19 protein-coding genes are annotated in these 20,217 nt (G+C 68.5%); 10 read left to right on the top strand and 9 right to left on the bottom strand.

What is annotated here, in order from left to right:
* Positions 1 to 18 precede the first annotated feature (18 nt).
* Positions 19 to 582 carry a hypothetical protein gene (locus tag ACHAA3_RS07050; RefSeq protein ID WP_435708265.1) on the top strand — a complete coding sequence of 188 codons (564 nt, stop codon included), beginning with the start codon at positions 19 to 21 and terminating at the stop codon, positions 580 to 582.
* Positions 583 to 645: 63 nt separating this feature from the next.
* On the opposite strand, the gene ACHAA3_RS07045 is transcribed toward ACHAA3_RS07050, so the two are convergent.
* The 7 genes from ACHAA3_RS07045 to ACHAA3_RS07015 all read right to left on the bottom strand — a co-directional run bounded on the left by ACHAA3_RS07045 (position 646) and on the right by ACHAA3_RS07015 (position 10,487).
* Complete coding sequence (locus ACHAA3_RS07045; RefSeq protein WP_435708264.1) at positions 646 to 1,221, bottom strand: DedA family protein; 576 nt, start codon at positions 1,219 to 1,221, stop codon at positions 646 to 648.
* On the bottom strand, positions 1,218 to 1,991 hold the full coding sequence (locus ACHAA3_RS07040) for an MBL fold metallo-hydrolase (protein WP_435708263.1): 774 nt from the start codon (positions 1,989 to 1,991) through the stop codon (positions 1,218 to 1,220). Before ACHAA3_RS07040 ends, ACHAA3_RS07045 begins: the two co-directional genes overlap by 4 nt.
* Positions 1,988 to 4,081 (bottom strand): alkaline phosphatase family protein, encoded by a 2,094-nt coding sequence (locus ACHAA3_RS07035; protein WP_435708262.1) that lies wholly within the window; start codon positions 4,079 to 4,081, stop codon positions 1,988 to 1,990. The genes ACHAA3_RS07040 and ACHAA3_RS07035 overlap by 4 nt, the downstream gene beginning before the upstream one ends.
* Entirely contained in the window at positions 4,048 to 4,908 is an 861-nt protein-coding gene (locus ACHAA3_RS07030; RefSeq protein WP_435708260.1) for an oxygenase MpaB family protein, read from the bottom strand. Before ACHAA3_RS07030 ends, ACHAA3_RS07035 begins: the two co-directional genes overlap by 34 nt.
* A gap of 74 nt (positions 4,909 to 4,982) precedes the next feature.
* Complete coding sequence (locus ACHAA3_RS07025) at positions 4,983 to 7,679, bottom strand: dipeptide ABC transporter ATP-binding protein (protein ID WP_435708259.1); 2,697 nt, start codon at positions 7,677 to 7,679, stop codon at positions 4,983 to 4,985.
* Positions 7,680 to 7,681: 2 nt separating this feature from the next.
* Positions 7,682 to 8,770 (bottom strand): ABC transporter permease, encoded by a 1,089-nt coding sequence (locus tag ACHAA3_RS07020; protein WP_435708258.1) that lies wholly within the window; start codon positions 8,768 to 8,770, stop codon positions 7,682 to 7,684.
* A gap of 88 nt (positions 8,771 to 8,858) precedes the next feature.
* Positions 8,859 to 10,487, bottom strand: coding sequence for an ABC transporter substrate-binding protein (locus ACHAA3_RS07015; RefSeq protein WP_435708257.1), 1,629 nt, complete (start codon positions 10,485 to 10,487; stop codon positions 8,859 to 8,861).
* Between the two features lie 207 nt (positions 10,488 to 10,694).
* On the opposite strand from ACHAA3_RS07015, the gene ACHAA3_RS07010 reads away from it, so the two are divergent.
* From ACHAA3_RS07010 to ACHAA3_RS06985, 6 genes are all read left to right on the top strand, one after another.
* The gene (locus ACHAA3_RS07010; RefSeq protein ID WP_435708256.1) at positions 10,695 to 12,413 is read left to right on the top strand and encodes a histidine kinase; all 1,719 of its coding nucleotides are present in this window, start codon (positions 10,695 to 10,697) and stop codon (positions 12,411 to 12,413) included.
* Positions 12,410 to 13,066, top strand: a complete 657-nt coding sequence (locus ACHAA3_RS07005) for a response regulator (RefSeq protein WP_435708255.1) — start codon at positions 12,410 to 12,412, stop codon at positions 13,064 to 13,066. Before ACHAA3_RS07010 ends, ACHAA3_RS07005 begins: the two co-directional genes overlap by 4 nt.
* 62 nt (positions 13,067 to 13,128) lie before the next feature.
* On the top strand, positions 13,129 to 14,403 hold the full coding sequence (glyA, locus tag ACHAA3_RS07000; protein WP_435708254.1) for a serine hydroxymethyltransferase: 1,275 nt from the start codon (positions 13,129 to 13,131) through the stop codon (positions 14,401 to 14,403).
* Positions 14,400 to 15,146, top strand: coding sequence for an SURF1 family protein (locus ACHAA3_RS06995; RefSeq protein ID WP_435708253.1), 747 nt, complete (start codon positions 14,400 to 14,402; stop codon positions 15,144 to 15,146). Before glyA ends, ACHAA3_RS06995 begins: the two co-directional genes overlap by 4 nt.
* 9 nt (positions 15,147 to 15,155) lie before the next feature.
* The gene (locus ACHAA3_RS06990; RefSeq protein WP_435708252.1) at positions 15,156 to 15,485 is read left to right on the top strand and encodes a DUF3817 domain-containing protein; all 330 of its coding nucleotides are present in this window, start codon (positions 15,156 to 15,158) and stop codon (positions 15,483 to 15,485) included.
* A gap of 174 nt (positions 15,486 to 15,659) precedes the next feature.
* Positions 15,660 to 16,631 carry a hypothetical protein gene (locus tag ACHAA3_RS06985; RefSeq protein WP_435708251.1) on the top strand — a complete coding sequence of 324 codons (972 nt, stop codon included), beginning with the start codon at positions 15,660 to 15,662 and terminating at the stop codon, positions 16,629 to 16,631.
* 93 nt (positions 16,632 to 16,724) lie between these two features.
* Here ACHAA3_RS06985 and ACHAA3_RS06980 read toward each other — a convergent pair whose 3' ends face one another.
* The gene (locus tag ACHAA3_RS06980; protein WP_435708250.1) at positions 16,725 to 17,501 is read right to left on the bottom strand and encodes an enoyl-CoA hydratase/isomerase family protein; all 777 of its coding nucleotides are present in this window, start codon (positions 17,499 to 17,501) and stop codon (positions 16,725 to 16,727) included.
* A 103-nt stretch (positions 17,502 to 17,604) separates the two neighbouring features.
* On the opposite strand from ACHAA3_RS06980, the gene ACHAA3_RS06975 reads away from it, so the two are divergent.
* Both ACHAA3_RS06975 and ACHAA3_RS06970 read left to right on the top strand, forming a co-directional pair.
* The gene (locus ACHAA3_RS06975) at positions 17,605 to 18,135 is read left to right on the top strand and encodes a peptidylprolyl isomerase (RefSeq protein ID WP_435708249.1); all 531 of its coding nucleotides are present in this window, start codon (positions 17,605 to 17,607) and stop codon (positions 18,133 to 18,135) included.
* A 110-nt stretch (positions 18,136 to 18,245) separates the two neighbouring features.
* The gene (locus ACHAA3_RS06970) at positions 18,246 to 19,016 is read left to right on the top strand and encodes a rhomboid family intramembrane serine protease (protein WP_435708248.1); all 771 of its coding nucleotides are present in this window, start codon (positions 18,246 to 18,248) and stop codon (positions 19,014 to 19,016) included.
* Between the two features lie 110 nt (positions 19,017 to 19,126).
* Here the strand turns inward: ACHAA3_RS06970 and ACHAA3_RS06965 are convergent, their stop codons facing one another.
* Complete coding sequence (locus tag ACHAA3_RS06965) at positions 19,127 to 19,372, bottom strand: cell division protein CrgA (RefSeq protein ID WP_435708247.1); 246 nt, start codon at positions 19,370 to 19,372, stop codon at positions 19,127 to 19,129.
* An 89-nt stretch (positions 19,373 to 19,461) separates the two neighbouring features.
* On the opposite strand from ACHAA3_RS06965, the gene ACHAA3_RS06960 reads away from it, so the two are divergent.
* A complete protein-coding gene (locus tag ACHAA3_RS06960) occupies positions 19,462 to 20,211 on the top strand; it encodes a DUF881 domain-containing protein (RefSeq protein WP_435708246.1) in 750 nt (249 codons plus the stop codon).
* The last annotated feature ends 6 nt before the right edge of the window (positions 20,212 to 20,217 follow it).

Raw genomic sequence — 20,217 nt, 5'->3', positions numbered from 1 at the left:
CCCTTCCGATGGTGGCAGATGATGCGGCGGTCGGTGCTGTCGATCACGCTGGAGGTGGGTGGGCATCACGTGGTGCACACCGTCGAGGTCCGACACGGCGGCGAGAGCGATTCCATCGTCAGGGCAGCGCTGTACCTCGATGGGGCGCTGCGACTCAAGTCCAGGTTGCCGGCGAGGTTTCCGGTCGAGGGCGGTCACATCGAGGTTCGCATCAGTCAAGGTGGCATGCGACGGTGCCACTTCGTCGCGCTCGACGGGACGGAACGGCAGCTGGTGCCCCATCCGAAGTCGGCCGAGGGGCGCCGGATGCGCTTCGCTCGTCGACACCCCACCGCGAGTGCCTTCATCGGGGCGATCTCGGTGCTCATGCTGACCGTCGGCTTTTTCCTCGGGCTGTTGCAGGCGGCCGAACCCATTTCGCAGGTCCCTCAGATCGCGGCGTCGATCGGCAGCTTCGAGTCGCCGGTGGAGCTACCGCTCTGGCTCAACCTGTGTCTTGGCTTCGGCGCAGCCGTCGGGGCGATCGAGCGCGCCCTGCGCATGCAGTACCACTGGCTGCTGGACAGCGGTGCGGGGACTTAGAGAAGCGAGGCCGTCCCCGCTGGAGCGGGCGTATGTGACTCGTCGCTGGGCCTGCGTGACTCCTCACCGGGCCTGCGTGACTCGTCGGCGGATTGCTTGGGCTAGCTGGACGACGCCTGTCAGGGCTATGGCGGCTGCTACCACGGCGATCGTCGCGGTGCTCTGGTCGTCGATGAACGTGTTGCCGACCAGGCCGATCACGGCGTAGGTGGTCGACCACAGCAGGGCCGCTCCGGCCGCGGCGGTGGTGTACCGCCTCCACGGGTAGCCGCCGAGCGCAGCCGCGACCAACACGGGGATGCGTCCTCCCGGCACGAGCCGCGAGACCAGCAGCGTGCGGATCTCGTTGCGCTCGATCCCCTCGCGCAGCTTGGCCAGCGCTGCCTGCGGGTTGTCCCGTTGCAGCCAGCCGACCCGCTGGGCCAGCGGCTCGCCCCACCGTCGCAGCGCGCCGTAGGTGATGATGTCGCCCAGGTAGGCGCCGAGCGCACCGACGGCGATCACGATCACGATCTCCCACGGACGATCGGCGCTGACCACGACCACTGCGGCGCTCACCGCCGCCCCCGTCGGCACGATCGGGATGACCGACCCGAACATCACGAAGGCCATCACCCCCACCAGGGCGCCCACACTCATGACTCGTCCCCGCTCAGCACGATGCGCCGGCCGTGGACGGCAGGCAGGGCGGTGGTCGGCCGGTCCTCCAGCGCAACCGCGAACCGGCCAGCGGGACCGATGAACAACCGTTCGTGGTTGCCCCGGGCGACGCGGCGCAGCCCCCACGGCCAGAACGTGCCGTGGTGGACGGGCAGGGCCCACCGGGCCTGATTCGCGACGGCGACATCGGCCGCCTGCTCGGGACCGAGGTGCTCGTCGCCGAGAGACGGCCCCCAGCCGCCGATCGGCACCAGCGCGAGATCGACGGGCCCGACGGAGCGCAGGTGGTCCGCATCGCCGGTGTCGCCGGGGTACCAGACCCGGTGACCACCCGATTCCAGCACGAAACCGAGTGCGGGTCCCACAGCACGACTCCGGGGCAACCGATGACCGTCGTGATGAGCGGGTCGGACATCGACCCGCACACCACTGACGTCGAGTCGGTCGCCGGGCTCCACCTCGAGGATCGTGCGCTGCCGCAGCTTCTTCATCACGGCGGCCGCTCCGCGCGGCACGACGAGTGGGATGGCGGGATCCAGTCGCTGCAAGGACGCCAGGTGCAGGTGATCGCCGTGCAGGTGCGAGATCACGACCACGTCCACCTCGCGGGCGTGCGCCGGCGGCGTCGGTGCGTGGCGAACCAGGTGCGCCAGGCGGTCGGTCAGCAGCGGGTCGGTGCCGACCGTCGCGGCGCCCAGCTCGATCGAGGCCGAGGAGTGACCCCACCAGGTGACCGCGAGCGTGCTCACGGCTGCCCCCGGAGCCCGAGCTGGTCGAGCCGCTGCACGATCTCGTGATGCACCTGTTGTCCGGTCAGCGAGCCGTCGCGAGGCGCGGTGTGCGACCAGCCGGACGGGTGGATCAGCAGAGCCTCGTTCTGCCAGCCACCGAGGCCTCCGTGGGAGCCGACCTGCTCCTCGAACGCGACGACCTCCTGCAGGACGGGGTCGAAACGGCCGATCGCGACGAGGTCGCCGACGTGGTCGCGGGTGGACAGCTGGCACAGATCGGCCGCAGCACGCCATCCATAGGGCGCGGTGGGATCGCCTCCCTCGCCTCCGACGACCTCACCGTCGCGGAGGTCGCGCCACCCGTCGGTGCCGAACACGCGGACCGTTCCGTCGGCCAGCCGGCCCAGGACCAGGCCGATGTGGCCGTGGTGCGCCAACCCCTGCACGAGCGACGGGAATCGAGCCGCGACGGCGTCGACGGTGAGCCGACCGGGCTCGTCGGTCAGGTAGATGTGCGCGAGGTTGCCCGACGCAGCGACCACCAGGTCGTCGAGGTCCCCCTCGGCGGCCGCCTGGTGACTGGCCCGCCGAGCGGCGACCTCGGCGACCCGCGTTCCGGCGGCACTGCTGGCCAGCAGCGTGGCCGCGCCCCAGGGCTCGACCGGTCGGTCGTCGCCTCCGGCCCGGGTCGGCTGGGCGGCGAGCTCGTGCACGACCTGCGACAGGGTCGACCCGGTCAGCTGCTTGAACGGTGTTCCCTGGGTCTGGCCATGGTCGGAGACCACCACGATCTCGTAGGAGCCACGCACCTCCTCGGACACCTCGGTGAAGAATCGCAGGACTCGGTCGAGGTTCTCCAGCGTGCGCATGGACTCGGGCCGGCTCGGCCCGGCGTGGTGCGCGACCTCGTCGTAGTCCACGAAGTCCACGAAGATCACCGGCGCGCTGCGGGCCATGTGCTCGGCCACGATCGAGACGTTCAGGTCGCGCAGCACCACGGTGGTCAGTCCGCGCAGGAGGACGAACACTCCGGTGCGCTTGACGCGCGGCTCGACGTGACGTCGGCGTTGCCGGCGGCCCTGGTGGAGCTCGGTGACGACCTGACCGATGAACAGCACGAACGAGCGCACGAACCCCGCGCGGCCCACCGCGAACGAGGCCGTCGCGCGCTCCTTGGACGGGATGCGCGCATCGCTCATCGTGAGGATGCGGGTGGGGGCGTCACCGGAGAACAGGTTCGAGATGCTGACGCCGCCGTGGGCCAGGAGACCATCGCCGGTGCTGAACGACTTCTCGACCGCCGCGACGTCCGACGGCTGGCTGGTCACCACGAGCCGTCCCAGCTCCTTGTCGTACCACCGGAACGACGGCACGGCGATGATCTCCCCGTGCAGCAGAGCGGCCTGACCGGCCGGAGTGGTGGCGGGCAGCCCGGTGTGCCAGGAGTCCATGTGGTGCGATCCCGACCGCAGCCACCTGGAGACGGTCGGCATGGCGCCGGCCGTGATGGCCTGGCGCATCAGGGGTGCGCTGACGCCGTCGAGCTGCACCACGAGCACTCCGTGGGACTCGCGACCGTATCGGTGCGTGAGGCTGACGCTCTGCCCCAGCACCTGACCGAAGAACGCCTCGTCGCTGCTGGCGTCGAACAGCCAGTTGACGCCGGCAGCGACCACGGCCACGGCCCACGACGCGACCACGATCTCGGCGAACGAGAACGACTCGACCGTCGGCACCACCGCGAGCGCCACACCCAGCAGCACCGCCTGCGCCAGGACACCGGCGACCAGCAGCCCGATCGTTCCGGTCAGGACCGTCAGCCGCGTCAGCAAGGGGCGCAGCAGGGCGCCGACCGCGAGCAGGGCCACGGCGAGTGCGGCGACCGACGTGGTGCCGCGCGTGACCTGGGTGCCGGGCAGCCACCACAGCACCAGGCTCAGGGCGACGAAGGAGACCACGAACGAGCGCAGCACCCCGATCATCCAGGGAAGGTCGGGGCGGAAGGCCCGCAGGTCGCGGCCGACGATCGTCAGGCGGCGGCGCAGGGATCGGCCGACGGCCTCGGAGACCGCGCTCACCCGGTGGCGGGGGTGGCCGACATCGCCCACCGGATCGTGCTGGTCATCGCGATGCCAGCACCGCGCACCGCAGTCGCCTCGGTGACCGGCAGGTACGGCAGGCGCAGGGGCCAGCGGGTCCACCGAGGCATCATCGACACACCGGCAGCACACAGCAGTGAGTACGGTGCGCGCTGGGCCAGCGAGACCGGCGGGTGCACGAGGATGAAGCGGGCGGTGCGGCGGGCGGCGGCGGTGCTCGCCAGCTCGGGCCGGTAGTCGGCCAGCACCGCGTCCAGCTCGGCGACGGTCTCGGGCACGTCGACGGCGCCGAGCCCGCGGGCGATGTGGGCCGTCTGGGCGACGTACTCGTCGCGGCCCGCAGCATCGAGGGGCTGGGCGCCGTAGCGGTCGTGGGCGCGCAGGAAGCTGTCGATCTCGGCGACGTGCACCCAGCGGATCAGGTGCGGGTCCGAGGCCCGGTAGGCGCGGCCGTCCGGCGCGACGCCTTCGATGCGGTCGTGCACGGAGCGCACGACGGCGATGGCTTGATCGGCCTGCTCGATGGTGGCGAAGGTGGTCTCGGCGAGAAAGCCGCTGGTGCGCTGCAGGCGCCCCCACGGATCGCCGCGGTAGCCCGAGTGCTGGTCCACCGCGGCCATCGCCAACGGGTGCAACGACTGCAGCAGGAGCGCACGGATGCCTCCCACGAACATCGACGCGTCCATGTGCACCCGGAAGATCGCCGAGTCCGGTCCGAAGCGCCGCTCGCCAGTGCTGGACCAGATACGCTCGCGCCGATCGGGTCCCTCCTCGCCGGCGACCCGCTCGAACAGTGCCGATCCGATGCGTTGCCTGATCATCGCCACCGGATCCATGTGCCCAGTGTCCCAGTCGTGTCCCAGTCCGGCAGGCGAAGCCTCGGTCAGCCCAGACCCTTCAGCTCATACCTTCAGTCGAGATCCTGCAGCAGGGCGCCACGCTCGGACCGTCGACGGCGCTGCTCGACGGGATCGGGAACGGGCACGGCCGCGATGAGGCGCTGGGTGTACTCGACCTGAGGATCGCCCAGCACCTGCGCCCGGTCACCCACCTCGACGAGCTGGCCGTGCTGCATGACCGCAACCCGATTCGCGACTGAGTCCACCACCGCGAGGTCGTGACTGATGAACAGGCAGGCGAACTGCAGCCGCTGCTGCAGGTCGCTGAACAGCTCGAGGACGCGCGCCTGCACCGACACGTCGAGTGCCGAGGTGGGCTCGTCGGCGATGAGGAGGTCGGGGTCGAGCGCGAGGGCGCGCGCGAGACTCACTCGCTGGCGTTGGCCACCGGACAGCTCGTGCGGGAACCGCTCGGCGTAGGAGCCACTGAGCTCGACGCTGTCCAACAGCTCGCGCACGCGCTGGTCGACCGCCTCTTTGTCCAGGTCGGTCTGGACGTGCAACGGCTCGGCGATGCAGTCCAGGATCGACATGCGCGGGTTCAGCGACGAGGCCGGATCCTGGAACACGAAGCCGAACCGGCTGCGCAAGGGGCGCAGCTGGCGGTCGGACAGGCCCGACACCGTGGTTCCGGAGACCTGCACCGTCCCGGACGTCGGCTGTTGCAGACCCACGGCGGTCCGGCCGATCGTGGACTTGCCCGATCCGGACTCACCCACCAGGCCCAGCACCTCACCGCGGCGGACGGTCAGCGAGACCTGGTCGACGGCTCGGAAGCCGGGGCGGCCGAACCCACCGGCGAACTCGACCACGAGGTCGGAGATCTGCAGCACCGGCTCCGTGTCGGTGGGTACGGGCTCGGGCCCCCCGCCGCGACCGAGGTGAGGCACGGCCTGGAGCAGCGCCCGCGTGTACGGGTGCTCGGGCCGGGCGAAGAGCTGATCCACCGGGGCCTGCTCGACGATCGATCCGCGATACATGACCACGACCCGGTCGGCCACGTCGGCCACGACCCCCATGTTGTGCGTGATCAGCACGATCGCGGTGCCCAGACGCTCACGCAGGGACAGCAGCAGCTCGAGGATGCCCGCCTGCACCGTGACGTCGAGGGCGGTGGTCGGCTCGTCGGCGATGATGACGTCGGGCTCGGACGCGATCGCCATCGCGATGACGACGCGCTGCTTCTGCCCGCCCGACAGCTGGTGCGGGTAGTAGTCGACCCGCAGGTGAGGGTCGGGCATGCCGACCAGCTCGAGCAGCTCGATGGCCCGGGCGCGGGCGGCCTTCTTGGAGCCCTTCCCGGTGAACGTCGTGCCGTGCGCGCGCAGGCCCTCGGCGATCTGCCAGCCCACGGAGTAGACCGGGTTCAGCGCGGTGGACGGCTCCTGGAAGACCATCGAGACCTGGTCGCCGCGCACCGGCTGGAGTCCGCGACTGCCCAGGCCGATCAGCTCGCGCGGGTCACCTGTGCCGTGTCGCAGCTGTGCGGAACCGGTGACGTCGGCGGTCGACGGCAACAGCCCGAGGATGGCCCGTGACGTGACGGACTTGCCCGATCCGGACTCGCCCACCACCGCCAGGACCTCGCCGGGAGCGACGTCGAAGCTGATGCCGTTGACGGCGCGCACCGGTGCGGCGTCGGTGCGGAACGTGACGTCGAGATCGGTCAGGGACAGCACGGCGGTGCGCACCGCGGCGCCCTCCACGGCCTGCGACCCAGTTGACGACGAAGCCTCGAACTCGCCCATCCCCAGACGATCCATCTCGGCCTCGTCGGCCGTCGTGGCCTCGCCGCTGCGCGTGCGCAGCAGCGGGTTGAGGATGTCGTTGAGGCTCTCGCCGACCAGCGTCGCGCCGAGCACGATCAGCACGATCGCCAGGCCGGGGAACACCCCGGTCCACCAGATGCCCGAGGCGGCGTCGGGCAGCGCCTTGTTCAGGTCGTAGCCCCACTCGGCGGCAGCGGAGGGCTCGATGCCGAAGCCGAGGAAACCCAGACCGGCGAGGGTCAGGATCGCCTCGGAGGCATTGAGCGTCGCGATGACCGGCAGCGACTGCGACACGTTGGAGAACACGTGCTTGCGCAGGATGCGCGGCGTCCGCACGCCGACGACCCGGGCCGAGTCGACGTAGGGCTCGGTCTTGACCGACAGCGTGGCGTTGCGGATGACGCGGTAGTACTGCGGCACGAACACCACGGTGATCGAGATCGCGGCGGCACCGATGCCCCCGACCGCCCCGCTGCTCCCGCCCGACAGCACGATCGAGACCACGATGGCCAGCAACAGCGACGGGAACGCGTACAGCGCATCCATCACGAACACGAGGCCGCGGTCGAGCCAGCCGCCGAGGAATCCCGAGATCAGTCCGAGAGGCACCCCGACCACGGCCGACAACAGGACGGCCAGGATGATCACGATGACCGCGGTGCGGGCCCCGTAGATGACGCGCGAGAGCACGTCGGTGCCACCGACGGTGGTGCCGAACAGGTGGTCCAGCGACGGCCCCTGCTGGGTGCCGAACAGGAGGCCGTCGTCGCCGCGGGCCTGGTTGAAGTCGTACGGCGCCAGCAGCGGCGCGAACACCGCGAGGACGACGAACAGTGCGAGCAGACCGAAGCCCAGCATCAGCATGAAGCGTTGCAGACCATGCGAATGGCGCACCACGGACGGAACCATCGAGCCCGGGTTGATCGATCCGCGAGACATCATCAGAACCTCACTCGGGGGTCGACGAACGCCACGATGACGTCGATCAGAAAGCTCATCACGCCGACGATCAGGGCGATCACGGTGACGATGCCCTGCACGGCCAGGAAGTCACGGCGGACCAGGTACTCCGCCAGCTGGTAGCCCAGACCCTTCCACTCAAAGGTGGTCTCGGTGAGGATCGCGCCGCCGAGCAGCAGCGCGACCTGCAGGCCCATCACGGTCACGACCGGGACGAGCGCGGTGCGGAAGGCGTGCTTGCTCAGCACCCGCCGCTCGCTGACGCCGCGCGCCCTGGCGGCCGTGACGTAGTCCATCCGCAGGGTCTGCAGCAGGTTGAGGCGCACCAGGCGCAAGAACACGCCGCCGGTGAGCAGACCGAGCGCGATCGCCGGCAGCATCGCGTGCTGCAGGACGTCGAGGATCAGCGACGGTTCACCCCAGAGGATGGCGTCGATGATCATGATGTTCGTCTGCGGCTCCACCTGCTGCAGGGTGATCTCGGTCGTGGTGCTGGCCCGCCCCGAGGACGGCCAGCCGAACGGGGTGAACGCCAGCTTGAGCAGCAGGCCGACGAAGAACACCGGTGCGGCGTACACGAGGATCGCGAACAGGCGCAGCGCCACGTCGGGTAGCTGGTCGCGGTACCGCGCGGCCAGACGGCCCAGGGGGATGCCGACGGCGAACGCCACCAGCAGCGACCAGAACGCGAGCTCGAGCGTCGCGGCTCCGTTGACCAGCAGAATATCGCTGACCTTGCGGTTGTCGGTCAACGTGACACCGAAGTCGCCGCGCACCAGACCACCCAGGTACTCCAGGTACTGGGTCAGGATCGGCCGATCGAGACCGGCCTCGGCCTTGCGCTCGGCGATCTGCGCCGGGCTGAGCCGTCCACCCAGAGCAGCCTGGATGGGATCTCCGATGACCCGCATCAGCAGGAACACCAGGGTGACCAACAGCCAGATCATCGGGATCAGCAGCGCCAGCCGCACCAGCAGGTAGCGCGCCAGGGGGCTCAGCCCGCCCTTGCGGGGCGACGAGGGCTCGGAGGGGGTGGGCACGGTCGGGGTGAGCGCCTCGGTGGTGGCCATTGCATGGCTCCTTCGCATGGACGTGAGACGGCAGTGACCTGACACGGGGCCGGCCCGATGGACCGGCCCCGTTCAGTGGGTGGTGGTGCTACTTCGACAGCGAGGTGAACCGAAACTTGAAGGACGCGTCGAGGGTGTCGTCGACTCCCTGCACGTCATCACCGGCGATCGCGACCTGGCTGCCGGTCAGCAGCGGCAGGTACGGCACCTCCTCGGCGAGCCGGTCCTGGATCTGACCGAGCGTGGCCTCGCGGGACGCCTCGTCGGCGTCGACCCGCTCTGCCTCGAGCAGCTGGGTCATCTCGGTGTCCTCGAACTCGGTACCGATCTCGTTGTAGTGCGAGTTGGTGAAGTTGCCGCTCTGCTCGTCGTCGTACGGGCTCAGGAACGGCGACAGGTAGTTGTCGGCGTCCGGGAAGTCCGGAAACCAGCCGAGCTGGAAGACGGGGTACGCGTCGGCGTTGTACTCCTCGGAGTAGGTGACCCACTCGGTGGACTGCAGCGCGACGTTGAACAGGCCGGTTGCCTCGAGCTGACGCTTGACCGCGTTGTACTCCTGGTCCGAGCTGGAACCGTAGTGATCGGGGTTGTACTGCAGCTGGACGTCGACCGGTGTCTGGACGCCGGCCTCGTCGAGGATCTGGGTGGCCGCGGCCTCGTCGGGAGCCTCGCCGTAGGCGTCCTTGAACGACTCGGTAGCGCCGTCCTGGCCCTCGGGGACCATGGAGTACGCCGGGGTGAAGGTGCCCTTGTAGACCTGCTCGGCCAGGTCGGCGCGGTTGACCGAGGACGCCACGGCCTGACGGATCGCCCTCTTCTGGTCGACGTCGTCGCCGGGCATCGTCTTGAGGTTGAACGTCATGTAGCGCAGCTCGCCGCCGTCGCCGGTGTGCACCGTGATGCCGTCGCGCGACTCCAGGTCCTCGATGTCGGTGGGTGTCAGCGACCGGTACGCGACGTCGATGTCGGAGTTCTGGATGTCCAGCTTGAGGTTCTCGGACTTCGCGTAGTACTTGACGGTGACGCTGTCGGTCTGGGGCGCTTCGTAGGCGCCGTTGTAGTCGGGGTTGGCGGTGAACTCGGCCAGCTGGTTCTTCTCATAGCTGCCGATCGTGTACGGACCGGAGAACCCGTTCGCCTCGATGGCGTCCTCGTCGGACATGACCTCGTCGGCCGGGTAGGTGTCCTCGTCGACGATCGGACCGGCCGAGGTCACGAGGATCTGCGGGAACGTCTGGTCGTTGGCGGCCGACAGGGTGAACGTCACGGTCGAGTCGTCGGTCGCCTCGACCGACTCCATCGCCCCGAGCAGGGAGGCGGGCCCGTTGGCGTCGTTGATGTCCTTGACGCGCTGGAAGCTGAAGGCCACGTCGCTGGCGGTGAGCTCGTTGCCATTGGCGAACGTCAGACCGTCCTTCATGGTGCACACGAACTTGGTGCCGTCGTCGGCGTCGAACTCGCACGACTCGGCGGCGTCCGGGGAGAGGTCGGTGGAGCCGGCCTCGAAGTTCATCAGGTACTGGTACACCTGCGTCTGCACCGTGGTCGACCCGTTGTCGTAGGCGCCGGCGGGATCGATCGAGATGACCTGGTCCGTGGTGCCGACGATGAGGCCCTCTCCCGACCCTCCGGACTTGCCGGCGCCGCAGGCGGCCAGCACCAGCGCGGATGCTGCGGTCACCGCGAGCACCGCGGTTCCTCGACGGACGTGGTTCATGGGTGGTCCTCCTGGGTCAGGGTCCCTGGTTCCGATGAACCAGACCGTTCGGCACGCTACACGCCCGTGGATCGGCGTGTGATTGCAATTTGGTGTCCTTTTTCGCGGTCCGACTTCTGCTCTTGACCGATCAGGAGAAAGTTCTGGTCGACCTGTGCTGCGACTCGGTACCATGAGGTGTTCAGCAGGCTTTCGAGAAGGGTCGACATGGGCATCGATGCAGGCACCGTGTCGGACCACGGCCCGAGCTCCCGTGACCCGAACACCTCCCGTGACCCGAACACCCGGAGCTCCATCACGGGGAACCAGCGACGCCGGCGCGAATCCTGGTTCGGACTGGCCGACGTCGCGCGGGATCTGTCAATCGACGGACTTCTCGAGCGGATCGTCGCCGAGGCGTGCCGGGTCGGCGGGGCCAGCCGCGGCATCCTCGACGTGGTGGACAGCAGTGCCGATCAGCGGCTGGCCCGGTTCGTGAGCCACGGGCTGGTCGACGCCGAGCCAGTCGCCGGCGCCAACGACCTGGAGGTGGGCCGCGAGGTGCTGGTCGACCTGGTCGAGCAGGCGAGCTCGCCGCTCGGGACCCTGCCCTACCTCGGCGTACCGATCCGGGTCGATGGGCGTGTGGTCGCCAATCTCTACCTCTTCGACCAGGTCGACGGACGGGGGTTCGTCGCGGACGACGAGGCCGTCGCCGACGCCTTCGCCAGCTCGGCGGGGCTGATGATCAGCACGGCACTCGTCCAGCACAAGTCGGTGCGCGATCGCAAGTGGCTGGAGGCCTCGGCCGAGATCGCCACCACCTTGCTCGGACCGGTGTCGGCGACGTCCGCGCGACAGATCGTCGTCGACCAGGCGCGCGAGGTGGCCTCGGCCTCCTGCGCCATCCTGCTGCTGCCGGACGGCGATGGCGACCTGGTGGTCTCAGCGGTGTCGGGCATCGACCCGGACGGGGTGCTCGGCGAGGTGGTCCCGGTGCTCGGGACGCTCGTGGGCCGCCCGTCTCGCACGGGCCGAGCCGTCGTGGTGCCGCACACCGAGCTGGACCGCCGCTACGACGCAGCCGTGACCCCGCAGTGGCCGGCACTGCGCACGGTGCAGATGCTGCCGATGCGCGATCGCCTGCATCCCGACGACGTCGCCCACACCGGCACCCTGGTGGTGGGCTGGGCGGACTCGCGCTCGTTGGACGCGTGGGAGCTCGACCCCGAGCTGCCGGAACGTTTTGCCGAGCAGGCAGCGCAGGTGCTGCACATCGCGCGGACGTCTGGCGACAACCGCCGGCTCGCCGTGGTCGAGGATCGCGGCCGGATCAGCCGCGACCTGCACGACATCGTGATCCAACGGCTCTTCGCGATCGGCATGAACCTCGACCAGACGGCGCGCTCCAGCCAGGACGCGCAGACGGTCGAGTCGCTGGACGCGGCCGTCGACGGCATCGACGAGACGATCGCGGATCTGCGTCGCACGATCGCCGGCCTCGAGCGGGATGACGTCGACGGCCCTGACGTGGTGGCTCAGCTGACGCAGCTGGCCGCCGATGCCGGTGAGCTGATGGGTCTTGAACCGGAGGTCACCTTCGCTGGCGCCCTCGCGACACAGATGTCCGGTACGGTCCGAGAGCACGTGGTCGCGGTCGCGGGCGAGATGTTGTCCAACATCGTGAAGCATTCGAGGGCGCGCCATGTGTCAGTTCACCTGTCGGTGGGCGAGGACGTCGTGCTCGTGGTGACCGACGACGGTCGCGGCATGACCGCGAGCGACGAGCTCGAGGGTGGAAACGGCATGCGCAACATGGTGCGTCGGGCCGAGCTCCTGGATGGCCGGTGCTCGTCGCGCAGCGCGCGGGGCGAGGGCACCACGATCACGTGGACCGTCCCCGGCTCGCAGGCAGCTCGTCATCAGATTCCAGGGGGTCAGGCATGAGCGACAAGATCACGGTTTTCCTGCTCGACGACCACGAGGTCGTGCGGCAGGGCATCAAGTCTCTGATCGAGCAGCATGACGACCTCACGGTCGTGGGTGAGGCGGGGATGGCGGCCGATGCGCTGCGCCAGATTCCCCAGCTCAAGCCCGATGTCGCCGTGCTCGACGGGCGACTGCCCGATGGCACCGGTGTCGAGGTGTGCCGCGATGTTCGATCACGTCATCCCCAGACCGCGGTGCTGATCCTGACGTCGTACGAGGACGACGAAGCGATGTTCTCCGCCGTCATGGCCGGTGCGGCCGGTTATGTGCTCAAGCAGGTGCGCGGCATCGAGATCGTCGACTCCATCCGCCGCGTCGCGGCGGGTGAGTCGCTGCTCGACCCGACCGTCACCCAGAAGGTGCTCGAGCGCATCCGTGCGGGTGCGCCCGTCGCCGATCCGGTCGACAAGCTGACCCGTCAGGAGCGCCGCATCCTGGAGTACATCGGCGAGGGCCTGACCAACCGGCAGATCGCCGAGGAGATGTTCCTCGCGGAGAAGACGATCAAGAACTACGTGACCCAGATGCTGGCCAAGCTCGGACTGCAACGGCGCACCCAGGCAGCGGTCCTGGTGACCAAGCGTGGCGGGTCACTGTTCCCTGAACACTGAGAGCACTGTTCCCTGAACACTGAGGCGTTTGGTCCCGACGGGGCGCGGGTAGTCTGGACGTCATGAGCCTGGATCAGTCGCTTGCCTCCTTCGACCCCGATGTCGCCGCCCTGCTCGATGCCGAGCTGGACCGCCAGCAGACGACGCTGGAGATGATCGCGTCGGAGAACTTCGCTCCCGTCGCGGTCCTCGAGGCCCAGGGCAGCGTGCTGACCAACAAGTACGCCGAGGGTTACCCGGGCAAGCGGTACTACGGCGGGTGCGAGTTCGTCGACCAGGTCGAGACGATCGCCATCGACCGGCTCAAGGAGCTGTTCGGTGCTGAGTACGCCAACGTGCAGCCCCACTCCGGTGCCACGGCGAACGCCGCTGCACTGCACGCCATCGCGACGGTGGGCGACACGATCCTCGGTCTCGACCTGGCCAACGGTGGTCACCTCACCCACGGCATGAAGCTCAACTTCTCGGGCCGTCTGTACAACCCGGTGGCGTACCACGTCGACGACCAGGGTCTGGTCGACATGGAGGAGGTGGAGCGCCTCGCGCTGGAGTATCGGCCCACCGTGATCATCGCCGGTTGGTCGGCCTATCCACGGGTGCTCGACTTCGCGGCCTTCCGTGCGATCGCCGACCAGGTCGGCGCCAAGCTGTGGGTCGACATGGCGCACTTCGCCGGACTCGTCGCAGCCGGACTGCACCCCAGCCCGCTGCCGCACGCACACATCGTCACGAGCACGACGCACAAGACGCTGGGTGGACCTCGTGGTGGCGTCATCATGACCAATGACGAGGCCGTGTCCAAGAAGATGCGCTCGGCGGTGTTCCCGGGCCAGCAGGGCGGTCCGCTCGAGCACGTCATCGCGGCCAAGGCGGTGGCCTTCAAGATGGCGCTCGGACCAGATTTCAAGGACCGTCAGGAGCGCACCATCGAAGGTGCGCGGATCCTCGCCGACCGACTGATGTCGGACGATGCGCGCGCTGCCGGGGTCCAGGTCCTCAGTGGCGGAACTGACGTCCACCTGGTGCTGGTCGACCTGCGGGAGTCCGAGCTGGACGGCCAGCAGGCCGAGGACCGGCTGCACGAGGTCGGCATCACGGTCAATCGCAATGCCGTGCCCAACGACCCCCGCCCGCCGATGGTCACCTCGGGCCTTCGTATCGGGACGCCGGCGCTGGCGACCCGGGGTTTCGGTGCGCAGGAGTTCGCGGAGGTGGCCGACGTGATCGCCGAGGCCTTGGTGCCCGGTGACATCGACGTCGACGCGCTGCGCAAGCGCACCGCCGTGTTGGCCGAGCGGTTCCCGCTCTACCCGGACCTGGCGCCCTTCACCTCGTGAGAACCCTGCGGGCCTGGCTGCGGCCGGGACTGATCGCCCTGCACGTGCTGGCTGTCGTGGGCCTGGTCTTCTGCGTCACGATGGGCCTGTGGCAGCTGGGTGTGTACGACTCGCGTCAGGACGATGAGCGCGCCGACCAGCGCGACGTCCCTCGGGTGGAGCTGGCTGGTCTGTGGGGTCCCGATGATGCCTTCGAACCCCGGCTGGTGCAGCGTCCGATCACCGCCGAGGGCACTTTCGCGTCGGACGCCGATCAGTTCTGGGTGACCGACCGTGAGCAGGACGGCACTCGTGGTGCATGGCTGATGGCGCCATTCATGACCCAGTCCGGCAGTGCGCTGCTGGTCGTGCGCGGCTGGGCTCCGCAGCCCGGCGATGCGCCGCCGTTGCCCCCCGGACCGGTGACCATCGATGCGAGCTTGCAGCAGGGAGAAGGTGCCGGCACTCCGTGGAATCCCGACACCCGCCAGATCGGGTCTGTGCGCATTCCCGCGATGACCAACGTGCTGCCGTACGACCTGTACTCGGGCTTCGCGATCGCCACCGGCGCCGACGCCGAGCTGACCGGCGGACTCCAGGCGGCACAGCCGCCCGACCTCTCGGTGTCCTGGACCGTGGGGCTGAAGAATCTCGCCTACACGTTGCAGTGGTGGGTGTTCGGGCTGTTCGTCGTGTTCATGTGGTGGCGCATGTGCACCGAGCAGCTGACCGCCGACGACCGCGAACTGGCCGGCGCTCGGTAGCCTGACCTCGTGAGTCGAACTGCAACTGCGTACCGTGCCATTGCCTGGATCGTCGGCGTCAACCTGATCTTCGTGATCACCGCCTGGTTGGCCCAGCTCAGCACGAGCGATGCCTCGTGGTGGAACCGCAACGCCGGCTTCATCACCGTGGTCGACATGGTGCACGGCTACCTGTTCATGGCCCTGCTGGTGCTCATCGCCGTGCTGGCCCGCCGCCACCGCTGGAAGCCCGCCTTCGTCCTGACCACGGCCCTGTTCGCCACGATCCCGTTCGTCAGCTTCTGGGCCGAACGCCGCGCCTCCGCCGCCCTGCGCGCCGCCCCCGCCTCGACCAGGTGATGGTTCCCCAGGTTATGTAGGTTCTCCAGCACTTCTCAGGGCAAATTTGCCAGGAGAAGTGACGGCTTTCCTGCTGGAGTGGTCGTCGTCCCCAGGATCGCGGCGCCCGCCCACCTATCCCCAAGGGTCGACGGAGGTAGTGACGCGCGAGTCGATGATGGCGATCGTCGACGGATGGACGAACTCATCGCAGGCATCTGCGCCACTCGGGGCGGATTCGCCCATCGACATGACTTTCTCGCAGCCGGCCTCCAGGACCGGCACATCCGTCTTGCCCTGCGCAGCGGACTCTTGGTGAGGCTGCGCCACGGTTCCTACACGCCCAAGGTGCTTTACGACGCCCTGAGTCCCGAGCAGCAGCACGTCCTGCTCGCCCGGGCCGTGGTGGACAAGCTCGGTGACGGTGTGGTGCTGAGTCACCAGACGGCGGCGATCCTGCACACCGGAGTGTCCTACGGCGTCGATCTGTCGACCGTTCACGTGACACGACTCGACGGCCGGGGTGGTCGCATCGAGTCGGGGATCGACCACCACGTGGGGCGGGTCCTTCCCGACGACGATGTCTGCATGGTCGAGGGCCTCCCGGTCGTGGTGGCCAGTCGAGCTGTCGTGGAGTCGTCGTCCCTGGCCGGTGTCGAGTCAGGGATGGTCACTGCGAGCTTCGCCCTGAGACGAGGACTGGTGGAGATCGCCGAGCTCGAGGACCGGATGAGCCGTCACGAGCGGTGGCCCGGCATGCTGCAGGTGCGTCTGGCCCTGCGCCGCGCCGAGCCCCGCTGCGAGTCGGTCGGCGAGGTGAGGTCGATGTACTTCTTCGCGACCAACGGGTTGCCCATCCCCACCCCGCAGGTGGAGTTTTGCGACGCAGACGGAGTGTTCGCGCGTTCTGACTTCACCTGGCTCGAGCATCACCACGTTGGAGAGTTCGACGGCCTCGTCAAGTACGGCCGACTCAACCCACATCGAGGAGACATGGTCGGTCAGGTCCTCGTCGAGGAGAAGCGGCGCGAGGATCGCATCCGTGCGCTCGACTACGGTGTGAGTCGATGGACGACTGAGGATCTCGGCAAAAGGCGACGCGCCCAGACGGCTGAGCGGATCCGCTCGGCTCTCGAGCAGTCGCGTCGCCGGCGGCGCGCATCGTGAAGGTGTCGGGCTGACTCCGGCAGGAAAGCCGTGACTTCTCCCCGCAAATTTGCCCTGAGCAGTGCTGGCAAACCTACGTAACCTGGGGAACCATCACCTCCCGGAGAAGGTGGCCTTTCCGGGGCCTTCGGCGAGGAACGAGTCCATGCCGCGCTGGAGGTCGTCGGTGTCGTAGAGCGCAGCGGCGATGGAGGTGGTGTGGGCGATGGCCTCGGGGACGCCGCCGGCCTCGAAGTGCCGCAGGATCTCCTTGGCCGCACCGAACGCCTGGGTGGGGCCGACCGCGATGTGCCGCACGAAGTCCAGGACGGCGTCGTCGAATCCTTCGGCGGGCAGGACCCGGTTGACCACGTTCCACCGCTCGAGCGTCGCGGCGTCGTAGGTCTGGCCGGTGAACACCAGCTCCTTGGCGCGCCCGACACCGGCGCGAGCCGCGAGCCGCTGGGTGCCGCCCATCGTCGGAGTCAGTCCGATCACGCGCTCGACCAGGCCGAAGGAGGCCTTCTCCGAGGCGAGGATCAGATCGCAGGCCAGCGCGACCTCGAAGGCCCAGGTGAGCGTCAGTGAGTGCGCGGCGAAGAAGGTCGGCACGTCGAGTGCGTCGATGCGTTCGGGCAGCTCCAGCATCCGGTCGTAGAGGACCTGGGTGTCCTCGCGGCTGGTGCGCTCTCGGAACGCGGCCACGTCGACGCCGCCGGAGACCAGCTTGCCCTCAGCCCGGATCAACAGGGCACGGGGGAGATCGGCCTCGATCTGGTCTAGTGCGGCATCGAGATCGGCGTGCATCTGCGCCGAGTACAGGTTCACCGGGGGTGCGCTGAAGGTGATGACGGCCAGGCCCGAATCGGGGCGATCCACAGAAACACTCATGCGTGACACGTTAGCGCTCGGCGCCGCGGCCCGTTGACGGGCGTTTCGCGTGGGGCGTGGGACACTTGAAGGGAATTCTTCCCTGTGAAAGGAAACTCCGAACGTGGCCACGCAGCTGACCGCCCACCTCTCCACGAACCACGGGCTGATCAAGATCACCCTGTTTCCCGATCATGCGCCCAAGACCGTCGAGAACTTCGTCGGTCTGGCCGAGGGAACCAAGGAGTTCCTCGACCACAAGACGCGTCAGCCAGCCACGCGGCCGTTCTACGACGGGCTCACCTTCCACCGCATCATCGCGGACTTCATGCTGCAGGGCGGCGATCCTCAGGGTGACGGCCGCGGCGGACCTGGCTTCGAGTTCGAGGACGAGTTCCACCCGGACCTGCAGTTCGATCGCTCCTACCTGTTGGCCATGGCGAATGCCGGCCCCAACACCAACGGATCGCAGTTCTTCATCACGCTGGTCCCCACGGCGTGGCTGACGCGCAAGCACACCATCTTCGGCGAGGTCGCCGACGATGAGAGCCGCGCCGTCGTCGACGCGATCGGTGCCGTGCCGACCGACCGCATGGACGTTCCGGACTCCCCCGTGGTCCTCGAGTCGGTGACGATCGAGCGCACCGAGGCATGACCGACGCTGCCGGGTCGCAGCCCGGCGGCGCCCAGCATTGCCATCGGCATCCTGACCGCGAGGCCTACATCACGTGTCAGCGGTGCGAGCGACCCATCTGTCCGGACTGCATGAACGATGCCGCCGTCGGATTTCACTGTCCGTCGTGCGTCGCTGAGGGCAAGAAGTCGGTGCGGTCTCCGCGCACCATGGCCGGTGGTCTGGTCTCCAGCAACGTCGGCAAGGTCTCGACGACCCTGATCGCCATCAACGTGATCGCGTTCGTCGCGCAGCTGGCCAGTGGTGACCGCAGCGGTGAGATCTTCCGGCAAGGCGCGATGATCGCCGAGTCGGGACCCTTCGATGCCGGAGGACCGGTCTACCTCGGTGTGTCCGACGGGGCCTGGTGGCGGCTGCTGACCTCGGCGTTCCTGCACCTGGGCTTCTTGCACCTGGCCTTCAACATGTACGCCCTGTACCTGTTCGGACCCTATGTCGAGCGCGCGCTGGGCACGTGGCGATTCATCGTCGCCTACCTGACGATGGCTGTCGTCGCGTCGGTGTTCGTCTACGTGCTGTCCGAGCCGCGCACCTCCACCGTGGGCGCCTCGGGTGCGGTGTTCGGCCTGTTCGCCATTGCCCTGGTGCTGATGGTGCGCGCCAAGCAGGACGTCAACTTCTTGTTGATCCTCCTGGCGATCAACGCGGTGCTGAGCTTCCGCCCCGGTGTCAGCTGGCAGGGGCATCTGGGCGGCTTCATCGCGGGCCTGCTGCTGGCCTCGGCCATCGTCCACTCACCCAAGCAGTATCGCCAACAGGCCCAGATCGCAGCGGTGCTCGTACTGGTGGTCGGGTCCGTGGCGGCGCTCGTGCTGCGCACCGCGGCGCTGACACCCGGCTAGGACATCCACAGGTTTGCACACAGCTGGGGACGAGTTACACGCGTGTAGTTATCCCCATGTGAGTCCACACCTGGGAATAACTCGGGCGAGGGATCGATGCGACCTTGGACTTACTCCCACTTGGTGGCGAAGCCGAAGGCCGCCACGATGAATCCCATCCCGATGACGATGTTCCAGTTGCCGAGGTCGCCGTACCACTGCGCAAACGACGGGTACTCCTCCACTTGGCCGTTGATGACGTAGAACGTCACGATCCAGATCAGGCCGATGACAGCCGCGATGATCATGGCGGGCCCGGCCCAGCGGTTGCCGATGCGCTGCGGTGCCGGTCCCTTGGGGGTCTTGTCTCGCGCCACGGGGTCCTCCAGGTGGAGCGGCCGGATGGCCGCAGTTCTATGGGGTCTGGACTAGCCTAGGCCCCGGACCCACTCGATCAGGAGGGCACATGCCCAGTTCGGCCACCAAGCGCGGGCTGCACGCGCAGCAGCGGTGGCCCCTGTCGGTCCTGGGCGTGTTCGCCGCCACCGGCCTGCTGTTCGTCACGGCAGCCGTCAGCGCTCGCGGCAACGACCTGCGACCCACCGGCGGCGATGTCAGTTCCCTGCTGGCCGAGCGATCCCAACGCGTCGAGGACCGCCGGGGCAGCGCCGGAGAGCTGCAGGCTCGCATCGACGAGCTGTCCGGTGCGGTGGGAGGAAGTGCGCTGGACGATCTGCGTGCCGACATCGAGGATCTGGAGCCGGTCACTGGTCTCACGCCCGTGTCGGGTCCCGGCATCCGCGTGTCGCTGACCGACGCACCGCGCGGGGCCGGGCGGCCGGGACTCGATCCGAATGTGCTCGTGGTGCACGAGCAGGACATCCAGGCCTACGTCAACGCGCTGTGGGCCGGCGGCGCTGAGGCGATCTCGCTGCAGGGCCAGCGGCTGATCTCCACGACGGGCATCAAGTGCGTCGGGAACACGGTGCTGCTCGAAGGCGTGCCCTACTCCCCGCCCTACGTGATCGAGGCGGTCGGCGACACCACGGGGATGATGGAGGCGATCCGCACCACACCAGCGACCTCCACCTACGCGGACTACGTTCGCGAGTTCGGCCTCGGTCTCGAGATCTCGGACCCGTCGCGCATCGACGTACCGGCCTACTCCGGCCAGGTCAATCTCGAGTTCGCCTCGAGGCCGGCAGGCAGCTCCTGACCCGAC

The sequence above is a fragment of the Aeromicrobium sp. CF3.5 genome (assembly GCF_051262695.1).
GTDB lineage: Bacteria > Actinomycetota > Actinomycetes > Propionibacteriales > Nocardioidaceae > Aeromicrobium.
The sequence above is the reverse complement of the archived record's forward strand: the minus strand, read 5'-3'. Positions and strand labels throughout refer to the sequence as shown.